Consider the following 19,240-nt stretch of genomic DNA (forward strand, 5'->3'; position numbering starts at 1 on the left):
AGCTTCTACAAAACGAATTCACATATCAATAACCTATTGCACCTATGTGATTTCATATAAACTTTTATAAAATTTAAGATCTTTGGACTAACTCTAATATATTAAATCACTGTTTCTTTTTCTTTTCCCTAAGTTCTTTAAAAAAGTTTTTCATAAGCATCGAACACTCTTCTTCTAACACTCCTGAAATAACTTCTGCCTGATGATTAAACTTGTTCTCACCAACCAAGTCAATACAACTTCCACAACATCCATATTTAGGGTCACTTGCACCATAAATAACATTTTCAACTCTAGCTTGAACAATAGCTCCACTGCACATAACGCACGGCTCTACCGTAGTATATAAATAACTATTATCCAATCTCCAAAAACCTTGTTTTTCACACGCTTCTTTTATAGCTAACATCTCCGCATGATTTAAAGCCTGTTGATGCTCCTCACGAGTATTGTGAGCTTTCGCGATAACCTCACCATCAATAACCAATACAGATCCAATCGGAACTTCTCCTTTAGCATACGCTCTCCGCGCTTCTTCTAGCGCCATCTCCATATAATAAGAATGATCTTTCACACCACTACATCCTTCCACAAATTCTTTTTCAATTAATTATATCATATTTAGAAATCATTAGGAGTGGTAAATTATAAAGTTACCAACATCAATTAAATAAAAAAGACTTAACAAAAACAATTTTAAAACTGATTTTGTTAAGTCAATACTCTTAAATTCTAACGATAATTAATACAATAATATATCTCCACAAATAAAACAGCTGCTATAAACAAGAATGTTAACACACCTAGGACTATAGCATGTAGCTTTCTTTTGAAATATAGATATCCTATAAATTCTCTAATAAAAGCATTAAGACTGAAATAAAACTTTGTCGGTGCTCCATAACCAATACATCTAAATCCTAACGTTCTTGCTTGAACTAACGCACGGTAAACGTGATAATAATTCGTCACAACAGCGAAACTTTTGTCAGCTGGAATAAATTTCTTTGAAAAAATAATGTTTTCTTCTGTAGAAGTCGATTTATCTTCTAAAATTATATCTTTTTCATCAACACCTTGCTCAAGAGCATAATTTTTCATCGCAAATGCTTCCGACACTACTTCATCAGGGCCTTGACCACCTGACATAATCAACTTACTCCTAGGATTAGCTTTATAAACTTTTATCCCTTTTCTAATTCTGCTAGCAAGAAGTGGAGTTACTCTCTCCCCAATCAACCCTGCACCTAAAACTACTACATAATCAATCTTTCTCGGCAAGATATTAATGAAGTTTAAAATACTGGACACCAAGTAAGACATTGCTATACATAGGAAATATAAAACTACTAAACTAACATAAACATAAAGTGTGTTTAACGCAATATTATCACGTGTATAAGTAGCAACACGTGGCCAATAAACTATATAACCTACAAGCAAGAAAAATGTAGCTAGGCTCAGTAAGTTACCTACTCTCAAACCTTCTCTTTTAATAAGCATAAATGAATTGTATAAAAACATTATTACTACTGCAATTGGTAATAATGTGAATATTACAATTGCAATGACAAGTAATACTACACCTAAATTATAAACAAACTTATTATCTGTTGCATTATTAGTAATAAGAGTCATTATATAAAAAATAAAACTTAAACCTGTCGCTATAAAAAATATTCCTAAAAATAGATTTCTTCTATCCAAGTATAAAACCGATAAGAACAGCAACAGAAATACCACGAACACAATAAAAGAACCTATTACCATAAAAACCTCCTTCTTGCATATGTATATTATAGATTATATTGCAAATATAATATAAGTGTCAATCATGTCTAAAAACACCTCTTAAAATTACCTTAACAATAAATATAAAAACGAGGAATATTAGATTCATTATAATAACAAAAAGTTACATTTGTTCACAACTTCGCGATTATAACACAATCTACTATTCCTCATATTATTCACTATTCCGTTCTCAACGCTTCTACTGGATTTTTCTTCGCAGCTATTCTCGATGGAATGATACTAGCTATAAGTGTTAGTACTAAACTAAGAGCTATTAACCCTATTGATGCTTGAGCATTTAATGACGCAGTGAAGCTCTCCACTTCTAATCCCTTAGCAATAGCTCTACTAATAGGAATAGATAGAAGCATAGTCACCACTACACCTACAGCACCGGAAATAAATCCGATTAATCCTGCTTCTGCGATAAAGATCCTTGTAATATCTTTTTTACGAGCACCGATTGCACGTAAAATACCAATTTCCTTCGTTCTTTCTACTACAGATACATACGTTAGTATCCCAATCATAATAGATGATACTATCAATGAGATTCCCGCAAATGCTGATAAAATTAATGAAATTGTATTAATCATCTGTGACATTATCGTTGTCATCTACTTCGCCATATCCGCATATGTAATACTATATTTGTGATAATCTGCACTGTCTGATCCGTATTTCTCAGCCACTTTTTTGTTAAAATTATTAATAACTTCTGCTATTTTATCACGATCATTAAAAGATTTTGGATAAAGCATAATTGCACTTGGCGTAGATTTCCCACCTATCGTCGCAAGAATCTGATCAGCCATATCCGCATCAATTTTCTGACGCGTCGCAACATTTACAGTTTTGTCCTTTTCTTGCGCAACTACAATATCCGATTTTGCCTCTTTTTCCAGCATCTTATTTTGCAATGATTTTGCATATCCGATTGTCATCTGAGGTCTAGTGAAACTATCTTTAGCTTTAAGTATAGCTACTACCTTAACCTTAGTTCCCGAATCATACATCTTAGTATCAACATCACGCGGAACAAAACCATCACCGATTTTTCTATAATAGTTATTATTATCTATAACGCTAAATTCTTTTCCAATAATATCTTCATACTTAACTTTTGAATTTTCATCAAAACCTAATGCTTTCAACGTAGATTTATCGATTTCGTTATTCTTCGCAGTAAATAACACAACTTCATTATCACCAGGATATTCAAAATTATCTTTAGATGACTTCACCACTTCGTATTGATTCATAATCATATTCTTATCTTCTGGTAATACTCCAAAAATACTATCACCGAATGCATCTTGATCTTGTTTTACAGCAATTACATCACCTTTTGTATTTTTAGTCAATGCCTGTATTGTATATCCTTGAGTAAATTCAATCGCAGAATAATAATCCTTTGCATTATTTTGAATATAGTTTATAAATGTTTCTCCATTACCTAATGCGTCCACCGAATACAAGTTTCTATGTATATCACGGCTAGACTTCGGTACTAATTCTGAACCATTAGAATCTTTTTCTGAATTGTCATCATCAACACTAAGCCCGAAATTTACCTGATTTGCACTAATCATAATCGGCATCGATGATAAATTTTCGTTTTGCATCGTTTGAATATATTTATCCATTCCCGATGAAATAGATAATACTAGACCTATACTAATAATACCTATACTGCTAGCGGCAACCGTCATAAATGTACGGAATTTCTTCGTAAGAAGATTTTTAAAACTTGATTTAATCGCACTACCAAATGCCATCGAAGTTTTCTTCAGAGAAAATTCATTATCAGTAATTTCATTAGCCTCATAGGGATTTGTATCTTCTTGAATTTCTCCATCTTTAACTCGCACTATTCTATCACTATATTTTTTCGCTATTTCTGGATTGTGCGTTACCATTATAACTAACTTCGTCTTACTTATTTCTTTAATAAGTTCCATAATTTGAACACTAGTCTTACTGTCTAATGCTCCTGTAGGCTCATCAGCAAGAATAATCTTTGGATCAGTTACTAACGCACGAGCAATCGCCACCCTTTGCATCTGACCTCCAGAAAGTTGATTAGGTTTTTTATACAGATGCTCCGCTAATCCAACATCTTCCAATACCTTCTTAGCCCTCTCGTGATTTTCTGAATTAGAATGTCCTGAGATAGACAAAGCTAATTTTACATTTTCAATAACACTCAAATGAGATATTAAATTATAACTTTGGAATACAAAACCGATAGTTCCATTTCTATAACTATCCCAATCTCTATCTTTAAACTCTTTAGTAGAACGCCCCATAAGAGTCATATCACCAGATGTGTATTTATCTAAACCACCTATAATGTTTAATAGCGTCGTTTTCCCACTTCCACTCGCACCTAAAATTGATACAAATTCATTTTCTCTAAAATGAATATTTACAGATTTTAGTACTTCTACTTCACTACCACCAGTATTATACTTCTTAACTATATTTTTAAGTTCTAACACTCTATGTCCTCCTAATCTAATTTCATTAAAAATGATAATTAGTTTACGTAAATCATTTCATAGTTTCAATTATACCATAAACTTCTAATCGCTAAAAGTAATACCCTAAATGATTAAATCTAAAATTAATCTTAAGTTAATCTCCAAAATAAATTCCAGTTCAAAGAAAAGAACTGGAATTTTACCTAAGAATAATTTTCAGCTGAAATCTACTTTAAGAGTTTAAAATAGAATAAGTTGCTAACCTTTATATTTTTTAACCAAGTAAAAAGGTAAAACCGTAGAGGCAATTGCAGAAATAACTATTAAAACTAATGCTACTGTTGAACTAAAGAATCCACTAATAAATATAGCAACTCCACTAAAGGTCATAAGCAATGCATAGGCTCTAATCACTTTTTGCTCATTTACACCTTTTTCTAAACCAAAAAGATTAAAATTGTATTTTCCCCAAAATTCTTTTTTTGGTAGGTAATTACCAAGAATAATAAACACTATACCTATAACAAACGCTGTTAATTGTGTAACATTAAAATTATTATCTAAAGCATATGCTATTAATCCACCTTGAACTAGAACACTTATCAAAGGTACAATTCCCTTAATAATTAACGCACCCTTTTTAGGAGTTTTATCAAAATCCACTACTAGTGAAATTATAATCTGTACTACCGTAAAAAATACAGGCATCTCAATAATTGCACGAGTCTTACTCACAAAATTATTAGGCTCTCCATTAAAATTGAAATGTACAGCTATCTGTTCAGGTAGCACATCATAATAATAAACTCCAATCAATATAGGCAATAAACAAATACCGACACTTAAAAACAAACTTTTTTTATCTACTCTCATCGTTTTTTCCTCCTAAACCATAGATCCAGACAAGCACTTCTTCGAATACACTGGCATTTAATTCATAGTATATAAAATTTTTATGTCTAGATTCTAATATCAAACCTGCTTTTTTCAATTGAGTTAGATGATACGATACAGTCGCCCCAGATAGATTAAATTCTGAAGCTAACTCTCCTGCACTTTTCTTCTCTTCTTTCAACATTTCTAGTATATTTCTTCTTACTGGATCAGATATTGCTTTTAAAGTTTCACTCATCCCATTTTTATCACCTCTTTTAAAGTTTGAACTGCAATTCTATTTAGATATCTTTCTAAATAGATTATAACTCTACCTTATATTAAAGTCAAGAACTATTTAGAAAAATTTCTAAATAGTCCTTAGAATTTGTTAAAAACACCCTAATAACTGTACTATAAATTAAAATATTTTTATGATTATATTTTAAAATAATAAGATTATATTTATCTATATGATATTTTGATTAATATCTATTACATAATTCCATTCTACATCAAACACGTTTTCACCTAGAATTTCTAAGTAAATATTGTGACAATAATCTTGAAAGCGTATTAATTTTTGTGTAATATATTCTCTGTACTATATATTTAACACTGTTGACAAACTTTTCTTTTCTCTTTAAAATAATAATTGTAAGCGTTATCTAAAATCTTCTGTACTATCTTTATATATTATATTTTGGATGAATACTAGATGCCAGAAAATGATAATTTAATACGTTATTTTAATCTACTATTCATCTAAAATATAAAAAAATTAAAAGGAGATTCCATTATGAAATTAGCACTATTTAACTTGAGAGAAGACGAAAGACCATTTGTTGATGCATGGTTAAAAGAACATCCAGAGGTGGAAGTTGATCTACATGAAGGTGAGCTTCAAGCAGAAACAAAACACCTATTAGAAGGGAAACAAGGAGCAGTAATGTTCCAAAATAGACCTTTTGCTAAAGAAGTATACGATTATGCAAAAGAGCAAGGTGTTAAAGTTATAGCAAACAGAATGGCAGGATTTGATATTTATGATATAAAATATATGCGTGAATTAGGAATTAGCATGACTAACGTTCCTCGTTACTCTCCTAACGCAATTGCAGAACATGTTGTTACTACTGTCTTATATATTAGTAGAAATATTAAAAAAATACTTAACAATGTTGAAAAACATGATTTCACATGGAATAAAAATATAATTTCTCGAGAATTAAAAACTCTTACTGTAGGTGTCCTAGGAACAGGGAACATTGGACGCCAAGCTGCAACTCTATTTAAAGGACTAGGTTGCAAAGTTATTGGTTATGATTTATATCCTTCTGACGCTGCTCGTGAAGTTTTAGAGTATGTTGACAGCATCGACGAATTACTAGCTCAATCTGATGTTGTAACTATTCATGTACCTGCTACAAAAGAATATACTCACATGGTAAATGATGATTTCTTCAGTAAAATGAAAGATGGATCTATCTTTGCGAATGCTGCTCGTGGCGTTCTTGTTGATACTAAAGCTGTTATTCGCGCTCTAGATAGCGGAAAATTATTAGGAGCTAGCCTTGATGTATACGAAAACGAAGGAAACTACGTTCCTAAAGACTTCACAAACAAAGACTTCGATGATTCATTAATGCAACAATTAATCGATAGAGATGATATCATCTACACTCCACATACTGCATTCTACACAGAAACAGCAGTTAAAAATCTTGTAGAAGGTGCATTAAACGCTGCAGTAGAAGTAATTACTACTGGAGATTCTCCTAATATTGTCAACAGATAGTTTGTATTATATTCATTGATTCTAAATCTTTTCATAAAAAGGAATATACTTGATAATGTTTATCGGTTATTCCTTTTTATATTTTTGTGACTATTCAAATGATATTATCTGTAAGTTTGCATAACCTAAATATTTTTATCTATTAACTATATGATAACATTCTATATTGTATATACATATTTAAATATAGAAATATATTTGTATCGACTATTTTTGTAAAACCTTATTTCATTTGACAACCACACTCATTTTGTTACAATAAAGATGTAAACAGTTAGTAGGATAATTTTATCATTAAAATATCTTAGTATAATTAATATTATTTATATTTTTTTCAATTATACTATTTGTTGCATTTTGATATTAATTATTACTAAAATATCATTTCAGAAGTTCTTCAAAAAATCCACATCATCTTAAACGTAAATTTTGAAAAATTTCTTAATAGCATATGATAAGCATTATATGAGTTAATAGATAGAAGAGGATATGTCTATATGCCTCATACAATCATCTAGATTGTTCTTAAAACTGTGGAAGTATATTATTCTTCCATTTTTACGGCTATACTCGTTATAGTCATAATTTCCTTTCGATTGTTAAATTTATTTAACAATAAAACTTTTAATTTAATATCGGAAGAAATTCCGATTACTACAAAATAACAATTTACCCTAAATTCTTATTTTGTGTTCATATAACGAAAAGCGGTCCATTACGGGCCACTTTTTGTTTTTTTATTCAACATCGTATTCATTATCTTAGTTTTTTATATGACGAAAAAAAAGAAGTAAGAATTTATCCTACTTCTTCTTATTTTATTTACTATTAGTCGATTACTGAAACTTTTAAGAAGTTAGTTGATCCAACATTACTTCTTGAAGTGTTTACTGGGATACCTCCAGTGATTACGATAGCATCACCTTTTTTAGCGTATCCTGAAGTTTCTGCGATGTTTTTAGCTGTATCTAACATTTCGTCAGTTGATTTAACTTGTTCAGAAATTTGAGCGTCTACACCCCATACTAAGCTTAATCCACGTGCAACTTTTTCACTTGGAGTTACAGCTAAGATAGCTGCATTTGGACGGTATTTAGAAATTAATCTAGCTGTTTGTCCTGATTCAGTGTAAGTTACGATTGTGTGTAAGTCTAAGTTTAGAGCTGTGTATCCTACAGATACTCCAATTGCGTTTGTGATATCTTTAGAAACGATTTTTTTAGAACGATCTTTTAAGATACGAGAGTAATCTTGCATTTCTTCAGTACGTTTAGCGATTGTAGCCATTGTACGAACTGATTCGATTGGGTAAGCTCCTGCTGCAGATTCTCCTGATAACATGATTGCATCAGTTCCATCGTAGATTGCGTTAGCTACGTCAGATACTTCGGCACGTGTTGGACGTGGATTTTTTTGCATTGAGTCTAACATTTGAGTAGCTGTGATTACGAATTTACCAGCTGCATTACATTTAGCAATGATGTCTTTTTGCATAATTGGTACTTCTTCTGCTGGTACTTCAACCCCAAGGTCACCACGAGCAATCATGATACCATCAGATACTTCGATGATTTCATCGATGTTATCAATAGCTTCTTGACATTCGATTTTAGGGATGATTTGAACGTGTTCACATCCTTCTTCTTTAAGGATACGTCTAACTTCTAGTACGTTTTCTTTAGTACGAACGAATGAAGCAGCAACGAAGTCAATATCATTTTTACATCCGAAACGGATATCTTCTTCATCTTTTGGAGTAATACCTGGTAATTTTGTAGATACACCTGGAACGTTAACTCCTTTTTTGTTTTTAAGTACTCCACCGTTTTGTACTGTAGTGTAGATTAATCCTGCTTCAGCGTCTACGCTGTTTACAGTTAATCCGATTAATCCGTCGTCAAGTAGGATAGTGTCTCCAGCTTTAACGTCGTGTACTAATTCTCCATATGTGATTGAGAATTTTTCTGGAGTTCCTAGAACTTCTGTCATAGAAACGATAACGTCTTTTCCAGTTTCTAACATGATTGCGTCATTTTCCATGTTGTTAGTTCTGATTTCAGGTCCTTTAGTATCTAAAAGGATAGCTAAGTTAGTTCCTGTAGCTTCTCTTACTTCTTTAATAGTTTGAATTCTTGCTCCGTGTTCAGAGTAGTCACCGTGTGAGAAGTTAAGACGACATACGTTCATCCCTAATTCTACCATTTCAGTAAGTTTTGCTTTATCTTCAGACTTAGGTCCAATTGTACAAATTATTTTAGTTTTTTTCTGTATCATAAATATACCTCTTAATTTTTTATCTTTTAATATTTTAACTCATTTTCATTATGTTTTCAAATATTTTCTTGAATAATACTATTTTCATCTAAAGAAAACGTTTTTCAAACTAAATTGAAAGTTGTTTAGAAACTTCGTAGATTGAAAGATCCACGTTGTGAACATCACTAAATACGTCTTCGAATTTAGTACTTACAAGTTTGTTATTTTGAATACCTACTGCACGTCCTGATTCTCCAGCTAATAATAGTTGAACAGCATAATTACCTAGACGAGATGCTAATACTCTATCTTGAGCTGTTGGAGTACCACCACGTTGAATGTGTCCTAAAATAGTCGCTCTTACTTCTTCTCCAGTAAGTTCTTTAAGTTTTGCAGCTAGTTCTTGTCCACCCATTACACCTTCAGCAAGAACGATGATTGAGTGTTTTTTACCACGATCTTCACCCGCTTTAATACGAGCAACAACTTCTTCGATATCTTCTTTTTTCTCTGGAATTAGAAGACTTTCACTTCCTCCAGCGATACCAGCGAATAGTGCTAAGTCCCCTGCATTACGACCCATTACCTCGATAATGAATGCACGCTCGTGACTTGATGCTGTATCACGAACTTTATCAATAGCGTCAACGATTGTGTTAAGTGCAGTATCGAATCCAATTGTAAAGTCAGTACAACAAATATCGTTATCGATTGTTCCAGGAACTCCAATAGTTTGGATATTCATTTCGTTACTTAAAGCCATAGCTCCACGGTATGAACCATCTCCACCGATTACTACTAATCCATCAATTCCTAATGCTTCTAAGTTTTTAATAGCACCTTTTCTCACTTCCGGGTTAGCAAACTCTGGAAGACGTGCTGAATAAAGCATTGTTCCACCACGGTTGATGATGTTACCTACATCCCCTACTTCAAGTTTTTTAATGTTGTTTTCTACTAATCCTTTGTATCCTTGATATACTCCATAAACTTCTAATCCATTATAGATTGCTGTTCTTACAACGGCACGCACAGCTGCGTTCATTCCTGGTGCATCTCCACCACTTGTTAAAACTGCGATTTTTTTCATGTAGTCTTACCTTCCTCGTATTTGTTAATAATTATTTTTTAATTTACTTAACAACAATATCATATTTTTGTTATTTTTTCTAGTAAAAACATAATTTTGTTTAATTTTTGTTCGATTTTTTTTGTTTTTTTAAGAATATGCTATCTTGATACGTTTTCCTGGGAAATTTTCAAAAAATTTCTGAACAAATTCCTGTTCGTTTTCTATTGATATCGTTTTACCTCTGTTAGTATCATTGCTCAGCAAAGCTACAACCTTAACTTTACCTACCTCCGACTTATACTCATTTAAAAATTTAAGTATTTCTTCATCAACTATCGTATAGATAATTTTTATATTACTAAGGCAGTACTCTCTATAATTTCTAAGACTTGCGATTTTTTCTAAGATATATTGTTCTCTTCCATTTCGAAGCTGTTTTTTCAATGTCATCACCGCAAAACTCCCTACTTTTATAAATACATTAGCGTACTTATAAACACTTGGGAACACAGTAACATCATAATCATTCTTCCCATCATTTACAGTTAAAAATGCCATATAATCACCGTTTTTAGTCTTAATTTCTTTTCTTGTAATTATTTCAACATAACTATCACTAAGTTCAGCTCCTATATACTGTAATGGTAGATAAGAATATTTCTCTTTTTCAACTTGAACAGGATGTTTTAAAAAGTACGTACCCGTCACTTCTTTTTCCATTTGTATCCTATCTGTAATTGGGTAATCTTCTACCTCTTCGACTTTCAGTGTTAATCCACTTTCAGCGGATAAGGCAACTCGAACATTATTTATATACTGTCTATTATCTGAATAATAATCATCCACTTTCTTCATTAACGTAGCACGATTATAACCAAAAGTATCCATTGCTCCTGCCTTGACTAAAGAAACTGCCGCTTGATAGTCTACTTTTTTATTCATACGTTTTAAGAAATCATCTATATCTAAGTAGCGTCCAAAATTTATTCTATCTTGTACTATTTCATACCCACTTCTATATCCAACATTCTTAATCGCAGTTAGAGCAAATACAATATCATTTTTATAAACACTAAAATTCGATAAACTTCTATTCACATCAGGTTTTACTAGATTTATTCCTAGGTTATTAAGCTCTTGTTTATACTCATTAATTTTTTTCTCACTACTAATTACGTTATTTAATAAAGCTGTCATAAAGTGCTTAGTATAATAAACTTTCAAATACGCCAAGCGATAAGCTAGCATACTATATACAACAGCATGACTCTTATTAAAACCATAATTCGCAAAAGTTACAATAAGATCAAAAAGTTTCTTGGCAACTTGCAGATCATATCCTGCAGCAACACTTTTCTCTACGAAGATACGTCCATAGTACTCTAAGTCTTCTTTTTTCTTTTTACTTACAGCTCTTCTCATATTATCCGCTTCATTCAAACTCATATGAGCGAAATTCACCGCAATCAGCATAATCTGTTCTTGATAAACTATTACCCCGTAAGTATCTTTTAATATTTTCTCTAAATGAGGATGCGGATATACCACTTGCTCTTCTTTATTTTTTCTTCGCACGTAGACTTCAATCTGAGCCATTGGCCCCGGTCTATAAAGAGCATTCATCGCAACAATATCATTAAATTCAGTAGGTTTCAAGAGATTCAGTTTCTCTTTCATCCCACTAGATTCAAACTGGAAGATACCTTCTGTCTTACCTTTAGCAAATAGTTCATACACTTTAGGATCTTGGTAATTTATCTTCGTTATATCAAATGTTGGATTTTCTTTTTTTACCTCTTCAACAATACTCGATACCATCGTAAGATATCTAATACCTAAGAAATCTATTTTTAATAAACCAACACTCTCAACATCATCCATCGTCCATTGCGTTAAATATTTCGTCATATTTGATTCTGCAAGCGGAGCATAATTAACCAGCGGTTTATCATCACTTATTACTATCCCAGCTGCATGCACCGATGGATTCTTCGGCAAGTTCTCTAAGCTCAGCGCTATACTAAACCAACGTTTATTAATATTACTCTTATTAATAAATGCCCTTAACTCTTCTGACATTTCGTAACATTCTTTCAATGTTCTTGTCGAACTAATATTACTACTAATAAATTTTAAAGTCTGTTCATCAAACTGCAATATTCTCGCCGACTCTCGTGCAGCACTTTTCGATTGAAATGTTGTAAAAGTAATAATTTGCGCAACTTTATCCTGACCGTACTTCTCTTCTACATATTTTATAACTTCATCGCGTCTAGTATCTTGGAAGTCGATATCGATATCAGGCATAGATATACGCTCTTTGTTTAAAAATCTTTCGAACAGAAGATTGTATTCTAGTGGATCCGCTTCTGTTATATCTAATAAATAACAAACTAAACTTCCCGCAGCACTACCACGTCCAGCACCTACTAGAATGCCATTATCTTTCGCATACTTCACAAAATCATAAACAATTAAGAAATAATCATTAAAGCCCATTTCATCGATAATCTTAAGTTCATAACTATAACGTTTTTTATAAGGATATAAATCTTTACCAACTAACTTTTCTTTTACACCTTTTTGAACTAAGAAATGCAAGTACTCTTTTGATGAAAACTTAGAATATATGTCTTCTTTTTCTCCATAAACATACTTAGGAAGATGATAACCCGAAAAGTTCAACTCATATTGACACTTATCAACAATATTTTGCTGATTTTCAAATGACTTCTTAAAAATATTTTGTAATTCTTCATCTCCAAGTGCTAATATTTCTTCAAAGTCTTTTTGCTTTCTTACAAATTCATCTCCTGAAATTGTCGTTAGTTCTTGTATATTTAGCTTTTTATTATCTCGAATAGCACGACTAACAATGACTTGCTGATAGTTCTCTTTATTAAGATAGTAACTAGGTTTCGTATAAACAATATTTTCATAAAAACTATAAGGACTTACTTGAAAACTTTCATTAAAACCAAAGTAAAAATCATAATTGCTAAAAAGATTATTTAAGTATGAAAATTCCATACTATCTCTAAGTTCATCAACAACTATTAAAACAAAGTCATCACTGTATTCTTTCATCTCATTAGAAAAATCTTCTATAGTCCACTCTTCTCCATTCATAAACTTAGTAGAAATCTCTAATAATTTATAGAACATCTTCTCGGATTTACACAGTATGTTAAATTTAAGAAAACCAATTCCATATCCTAAGCTTACTTCTAATCCTTGAATAAGGTTAATTCCAGCTCTCTTAGATTCTTTATGTGCTTTTATCGCTCCATACATATTCGGATCAACGATAACAACAGACCTTTGATTATCTCTTGCTAATTTCAAAAACAGACTTTCATACTTTATAGTACTGTTCAAAAGATCATAGGCACTATGCACCTGCAAATTGTAATACATACTAATATCCTCCTTTCCTCAATATTCTTTAATTCTGTTTAATCGATATTATCCGCAAAGTGGATTATATTCATCTTCTTCTTCTGAAGAACATCCCATATTTTCTCCATGGTTTTTACTTTGTTCATTAAAATATCGATATACTCGTTTGTTATCATCACCCATAAAGTAAATCGGGTTAAACTGTGTATATTTCATATTTCCTTCTTCGTCTAAAAGATTCTCGCAAACTACTCTGCGTTTTATAGAAGCTACAAAATTCGTATATTTCCCATATTCTAAAACACTCTCTACTTTGCACTCAAGCGATAAAATACATTCATCCATTATTGGAGCATCGATGTATTTCGCTGGATCATATGTCATATCTGCCATTCCAATTTTATTTTGACCTGAATGGAAACCAGCAATCTCTACCTTACTTAGTATTTGTTGACAAGGAACATTAACGGTAAACTCTCCATACTCCTTGATATTACCAACCGCATTACTATCTGTTGAAAGTCCAACTGTAATCATATCACCTAAAGAATATGATGAACTACAAGCTGTCACATTGTATCTCCATTTTTTATCTTTATATCCTATTAATATTACTGGAAATCCGTAATATAATTTACTGGTTTTAGTTTCTAATTTCATCTTTTTTTGTCCTCTTGATTATTTTCCTTTCATAGTATATATTCTTATCTCTTAGCTATAAAAGCTAATACTTTTTCTTCTGAGTATTTTTCATTAAATTTGAATCCATCAAACTGTAATTGTTTCATTTCTTCTATTGATGAAACTTTGTTTTTTACAAGTTCTGTTAAAAATTTGCCTCTTGCTTTTTTAGAAATTGTAGAGTGCACTTTTAACTTCCCTTCTTTTTCTTCCATAAAACTAACTTTAATAAATTTCTCTTTTTGATTCTTTGAAAAAACTTCTTCAAATTCACTAGATAATAATGAAACAACAAAATCTTCATCTTTAATACTTTCATCATAACTAGCTCGCCAAAAATTCTTTAAAGACTCTCCTGAGATTTTTACATTTTGTAAAAAATCTAGTCTATGTTCTTGGATTAAATCATAAGCCCCAATTATACCATATAACGATGTTGTAATAAATACATTTTCTTTTACATACTTTTTATCAGTTTCATCGAAATTATCGCGATCTATGTTTCTATACATTAAACCATTGAATAATTCTAATGCTTTATAACTTTTTGCTGTGTTGTTTTTTATGTCTTGCCAACGAGAGAACTCTTCTGTCGCCTTATCTTCTTTAATTTTATAAACTTTAGCTAAATCTTGGGCACTAAACTTAGCGAATTCAGCAACTATTTCATTACTTTTTCCACTAAGTTCTAACGCCTCTTGTGGTGTTGCTTTTTTATTTAGTTCTTTAGCTGTCGGTATTAAAATTTTCATTATTATTCCTCTTCTTCAGGTAACTCTAAGAAGCTGTTTTCGATTAAGCTTTCTACTTCCATTAACACAAAGTTGTACTCTGTTGCTTCTATAGCAGGATTAATAATTAATGTATTGAAATACCCAACTACAAAATCACGATTAGCAACTTCAAGTTTGAACATATATTCACTAATTTCATCGACTAAAAATGCTGTTTCTTTTAGCACTTTATCCTCATAAGTATTCGCGTAGTGTACTTTTTCTAAAAGTCTACGAATTTCTAAATCGGCATGTTCTTTAGCGAAACGATCGCGAATATGTTTCGCAAGCTCCTCTGTTTTAAGAGCCACTGTATTAAATTTTTCTTTTTGTAAAACACCATTTTCCTCTAATTTTTCTAGTAACGCTGTTAAAGATTTGTGTAAACTATCCATTATATTTCTCCTTTATTTTATAATAAATTATTTTAAAAACTATCATTCTCTATTTTATAAAAAAAACACGAAAAACGCTAATAATACGCTATGTAATAATCTATTCTCTTCTTACTGAGATCCCTGCTTTCAATATACAATTATCCATTGTCTTCAGCTTTTAAACATTATTAGAAAATGATATAATATTAGTGACATAACTATTTCGAGGTGGAGTATGAAAAAATACATAATGGCAATAGATCAAGGTACTACTAGTTCTAGGGCAATAATTTTTAACAAGAAAGCAGAAATAATAGCGAGTAGTCAAAAAGAGTTTCCGCAAATTTTCCCACAGTCTGGATGGGTTGAACATGATGCTAATGCAATTTGGAATTCTATACAATCAGTAATCGCAGAAGTGTTTATCGAAAGCGGAATAAAACCTAACCAAATTGATAGTATCGGTATTACAAATCAACGTGAAACTACTGTAATTTGGGATAAAAACACTGGACTACCTATTTATAATGCGATAGTTTGGCAAAGTAGACAAAGTGCCGATATAGCTAATAAGCTTGTTAGTGATGGTTACAAAGACATGATTCATCAAAAGACCGGTTTAGTAGTTGATGCGTATTTCTCGGCTACTAAAATACGTTGGATTTTAGATAATGTTCCTGGAGCTCAACAACGAGCTGAAAATGGCGAACTACTGTTTGGAACTATCGATACATGGCTAGTTTGGAAACTTACAGGTGGAAAAACTCACATTACTGACTATACAAACGCAGCTAGAACGATGTTATTTAATATCAAAGATTTAGCTTGGGATAAAGAAATTTTAGAAATTCTAAATATACCAGAATCTCTTCTACCTGAAGTAAAATCTAATTCAGAAGTATACGGAAAAACTATAGATTATCATTTCTACGGTGGCGAAGTTACAATTAGTGGTCTTGCCGGGGATCAACAGGCTGCTCTATTCGGACAACTTGCCTTTGATAAAGGAATGATAAAAAATACATACGGTACAGGTTCATTCATTATTATGAATACTGGAGAAAATATGGAACTTTCTAAAAACAACCTATTAACAACTATTGGTTTTGGAATAAATGGAAAAGTTTATTACGCTTTAGAAGGCTCTATCTTTATCGCAGGAAGTGCCATTCAATGGCTACGAGATGGTTTACGTTTAATTAAAAAATCATCCGAAACAGAATCATTAGCATACAATTCTAAAAATAACAACGAAGTATATCTAGTACCAGCTTTCACAGGATTAGGTGCTCCTTATTGGAATCCAAATGCTCGTGGGACTATCTTTGGTTTAACTCGTGCTACTTCAAAAGAAGATTTAGTAAAAGCTACATTACAATCTATCGCCTACCAAGTACGCGATATTATCGATACTATGAAGATTGATGCTAATGTAGAAATACCTCTTCTTAAAGTTGATGGAGGCGCTGCAAACAACGATTACCTTCTAGAATTCCAAGCTAATATTCTAGGTGTTAAAGTTGCACGTGCTGAAAACTTAGAAACAACAGCATTAGGCGCTGCATTCTTAGCAGGTCTTGCTACTGGCTATTGGAAAAACTTAGATGAACTGAAGAATCTAAATACAGCTGGAAAACTATTCGTTCCTACTATGAACAAAGAAGAACGTGAAAAACTATATAAAGGTTGGAAACGTGCGGTAAAAGCAACTCAAATTTTTGCGGAAGAATAATAAATAGCCCTCAAAATTTATCCAAATTTTGGGGGCTATTACCCTTTGACGAGATAAGATGATTATTTTTTTAAAATTATTTTACCGAGTCACTGTCTTTTAAGTTAGTCGTTTATTTTTCAAAGTCATAGACTGAAGAAAAATATTGCGAATAATTTATACTACGACTACTATAATTTCTACGAACGTAGTGAGTCAAGAAATTATTAGTAAAGTCAATGTAAATGGCTCTCTCTTCTATGATTTTATTTTAACACCAATAAAATTTATACTTAATTATTTAAGCAATTTGAGACATTATATAGGTAGTTACTTGTAACCTATAACTAGTCTTAAAATAATTTAAATTCCCTCGTTTTCTTTTGTAACCCATTCTACTTTCTGCTATAATCAAAGGTGAAGGGTGAAGTTAGGGAGTATAATACTTCTAATAAGGATTGCGGTAGTCGTTTATTTTTCAAAGTCAAAGGCTGAAGAAAAATATTACGAATAGCGTATGCAACAGGAACTTAAAAAGAAGGTGCTAAAAATTAGCATCTTCTTTTTCTAGTTCCCACTGCTGTGGCTACTTTTCTATGGAAGGAGATGGTGCTTATGCTCATAAGTAACAAAATCTGGACGAAAGGAGTAGCAAGTTGTCTGCATATGAAATCATACAAGCAATTATTGGAATTAATCTTTTGATTGTTACAATAGTTGGCGTGTGCATCTCAGCACTTAAAAAGGACAATAAAAAATAACCATCTTTGCTTTGACCGGTTAAGATAGTTATTTTAAAATTTATTTTACCGAGTCGCCGTCTTTAAAACGGTACCCTCTTTTATAAATCTATTTTAACACAAGTAAATATATAAATCAATAATTTAGTAATAGCCCCCCAGAATTTGGATGAATTTTGGAGGGCTATTATTATTTTACAAGTTAAGATAACAATTTAAATCATATAATCGAAACTCTATTTTTAATTACTTATTGTTTAGTTTTCTAGATATCACAAATTCGATACCTAGTTAGATATAATCTTGTTATCTCTTAATTCTCTTAACCTAATATGTCCTCATACAATTTTTTATCTAAATCTTTAAATACATTAAATACTACTTTTAAATTAGCATTAGGGTTTTCACTTAAGAATTTCTTAACCTCAGCAACTGCTATTCCTGCAGCAAGGTCATTCGGGAATCTAAATTCTCCCGTACTTATACAACAAAAAGCAATACTTTTAAGATTATTCTCTAAAGCTAGTTTTAGAGAATTTCTATAACATGATGCGAGTAGTTCCTTATCATCATCTTCAACAACACGATAAATTATCGGCCCCACAGTATGAATAACATGTTTAGCTGGTAGGTTATAACCTGCTGTTATCTTCGCTTGTCCTGTTTTTTCAAAACTTCCTTGCTCTTTCATTATTTCATCACATTCTTCTCTAAGTTGTAATCCTGCTTGCGAGTGTATAGCATTGTCGATACATCTATGTAGCGGAATTAAACATCCTAGTAACGCTTTATTCGCCGCATTAACTATCGCATCTACTTCCAATGTAGTAATGTCTCCTTGCCACACGTAAATATCTTTTTCAATTTCAGTTAATTCTTCTAGTTTTGTTATTCCTTTATTTTTTAGAACTTCTTGTAAGTATTCGTCTTGCACTTCATAGAATTCACTCGGTAGCTCCGACACCTTCCATGTATTCATCAGTGTTCTAAATAAATCTTTCTTCTGTTGTTCACCCTCTGGTATTTCTATCTCTAAATTTAGTGTTTTTATTAAATAATCTAGTTTTTCCATAATTTAAATACTTCCTCCGTATCGCCTGTTATTATTATATATCTTACTTAGATGTGTGTCTATAATTGAGACATACTATAATTCTTTTTAGTGACTAACAAAAAATCCTAAATTTTAAAATAGTTTATATAAGAACTCATAGTCGTAATGATTTATTAATATAAAAATATGACTTCAAAAGTTAGAGAATAAACTCTAGCTTTTGAAGTCG

The 19,240-nt window shown here is 31.5% G+C and carries 15 protein-coding genes; 2 read left to right on the forward strand and 13 right to left on the reverse strand.

Features of this window, described 5'->3' with window-relative positions; genetic code table 11:
• Nucleotides 1–106: 106 nt before the first annotated feature.
• The 6 genes from tadA to ACWOA3_RS07165 all read right to left on the reverse strand — a co-directional run bounded on the left by tadA (nt 107) and on the right by ACWOA3_RS07165 (nt 5,409).
• On the reverse strand, nt 107–574 hold the full coding sequence (gene tadA / locus ACWOA3_RS07140) for a tRNA adenosine(34) deaminase TadA (protein WP_442566737.1): 468 nt from the start codon (nt 572–574) through the stop codon (nt 107–109).
• A 158-nt stretch (nt 575–732) separates the two neighbouring features.
• Nucleotides 733–1,770 carry a YdcF family protein gene (locus tag ACWOA3_RS07145; RefSeq protein ID WP_456884992.1) on the reverse strand — a complete coding sequence of 346 codons (1,038 nt, stop codon included), beginning with the start codon at nt 1,768–1,770 and terminating at the stop codon, nt 733–735.
• Between the two features lie 203 nt (nt 1,771–1,973).
• Nucleotides 1,974–2,411, reverse strand: a complete 438-nt coding sequence (locus tag ACWOA3_RS07150; protein WP_456884994.1) for an ABC transporter permease — start codon at nt 2,409–2,411, stop codon at nt 1,974–1,976.
• Nucleotides 2,412–4,295 (reverse strand): ABC transporter ATP-binding protein, encoded by a 1,884-nt coding sequence (locus tag ACWOA3_RS07155; RefSeq protein WP_456884998.1) that lies wholly within the window; start codon nt 4,293–4,295, stop codon nt 2,412–2,414.
• A 240-nt stretch (nt 4,296–4,535) separates the two neighbouring features.
• Nucleotides 4,536–5,150 carry a DUF1648 domain-containing protein gene (locus ACWOA3_RS07160; protein ID WP_456885000.1) on the reverse strand — a complete coding sequence of 205 codons (615 nt, stop codon included), beginning with the start codon at nt 5,148–5,150 and terminating at the stop codon, nt 4,536–4,538.
• Nucleotides 5,137–5,409, reverse strand: a complete 273-nt coding sequence (locus ACWOA3_RS07165) for an autorepressor SdpR family transcription factor (protein WP_048803215.1) — start codon at nt 5,407–5,409, stop codon at nt 5,137–5,139. Before ACWOA3_RS07165 ends, ACWOA3_RS07160 begins: the two co-directional genes overlap by 14 nt.
• 540 nt (nt 5,410–5,949) lie before the next feature.
• Between ACWOA3_RS07165 and ACWOA3_RS07170 the strand changes: the two genes are divergently transcribed.
• On the forward strand, nt 5,950–6,948 hold the full coding sequence (locus ACWOA3_RS07170) for a D-2-hydroxyacid dehydrogenase (RefSeq protein ID WP_456885002.1): 999 nt from the start codon (nt 5,950–5,952) through the stop codon (nt 6,946–6,948).
• Nucleotides 6,949–7,776: 828 nt separating this feature from the next.
• Here ACWOA3_RS07170 and pyk read toward each other — a convergent pair.
• The 6 genes from pyk to ACWOA3_RS07200 form a co-directional block, all read right to left on the reverse strand.
• On the reverse strand, nt 7,777–9,222 hold the full coding sequence (gene pyk, locus ACWOA3_RS07175; RefSeq protein WP_271966240.1) for a pyruvate kinase: 1,446 nt from the start codon (nt 9,220–9,222) through the stop codon (nt 7,777–7,779).
• A gap of 109 nt (nt 9,223–9,331) precedes the next feature.
• The gene (gene pfkA, locus ACWOA3_RS07180) at nt 9,332–10,294 is read right to left on the reverse strand and encodes a 6-phosphofructokinase (RefSeq protein WP_456885004.1); all 963 of its coding nucleotides are present in this window, start codon (nt 10,292–10,294) and stop codon (nt 9,332–9,334) included.
• Nucleotides 10,295–10,423: 129 nt separating this feature from the next.
• The gene (locus ACWOA3_RS07185) at nt 10,424–13,693 is read right to left on the reverse strand and encodes a DNA polymerase III subunit alpha (protein ID WP_456885006.1); all 3,270 of its coding nucleotides are present in this window, start codon (nt 13,691–13,693) and stop codon (nt 10,424–10,426) included.
• 48 nt (nt 13,694–13,741) lie between these two features.
• The gene (locus ACWOA3_RS07190) at nt 13,742–14,335 is read right to left on the reverse strand and encodes a flavin reductase family protein (protein ID WP_456885008.1); all 594 of its coding nucleotides are present in this window, start codon (nt 14,333–14,335) and stop codon (nt 13,742–13,744) included.
• A gap of 44 nt (nt 14,336–14,379) precedes the next feature.
• Nucleotides 14,380–15,108 (reverse strand): peroxide stress protein YaaA, encoded by a 729-nt coding sequence (gene yaaA, locus ACWOA3_RS07195; RefSeq protein WP_456885010.1) that lies wholly within the window; start codon nt 15,106–15,108, stop codon nt 14,380–14,382.
• Between the two features lie 2 nt (nt 15,109–15,110).
• Nucleotides 15,111–15,524, reverse strand: a complete 414-nt coding sequence (locus ACWOA3_RS07200; RefSeq protein ID WP_456885012.1) for a hypothetical protein — start codon at nt 15,522–15,524, stop codon at nt 15,111–15,113.
• Between the two features lie 217 nt (nt 15,525–15,741).
• Between ACWOA3_RS07200 and glpK the strand changes: the two genes are divergently transcribed.
• A complete protein-coding gene (gene glpK, locus ACWOA3_RS07205) occupies nt 15,742–17,238 on the forward strand; it encodes a glycerol kinase GlpK (RefSeq protein ID WP_456885013.1) in 1,497 nt (498 codons plus the stop codon).
• A gap of 1,041 nt (nt 17,239–18,279) precedes the next feature.
• Here the strand turns inward: glpK and ACWOA3_RS07210 are convergent.
• Nucleotides 18,280–19,029, reverse strand: coding sequence for a protein-ADP-ribose hydrolase (locus ACWOA3_RS07210; RefSeq protein WP_442566453.1), 750 nt, complete (start codon nt 19,027–19,029; stop codon nt 18,280–18,282).
• Between the last annotated feature and the right edge of the window lie 211 nt (nt 19,030–19,240).

It is taken from the genome of Gemella taiwanensis (assembly GCF_054054385.1).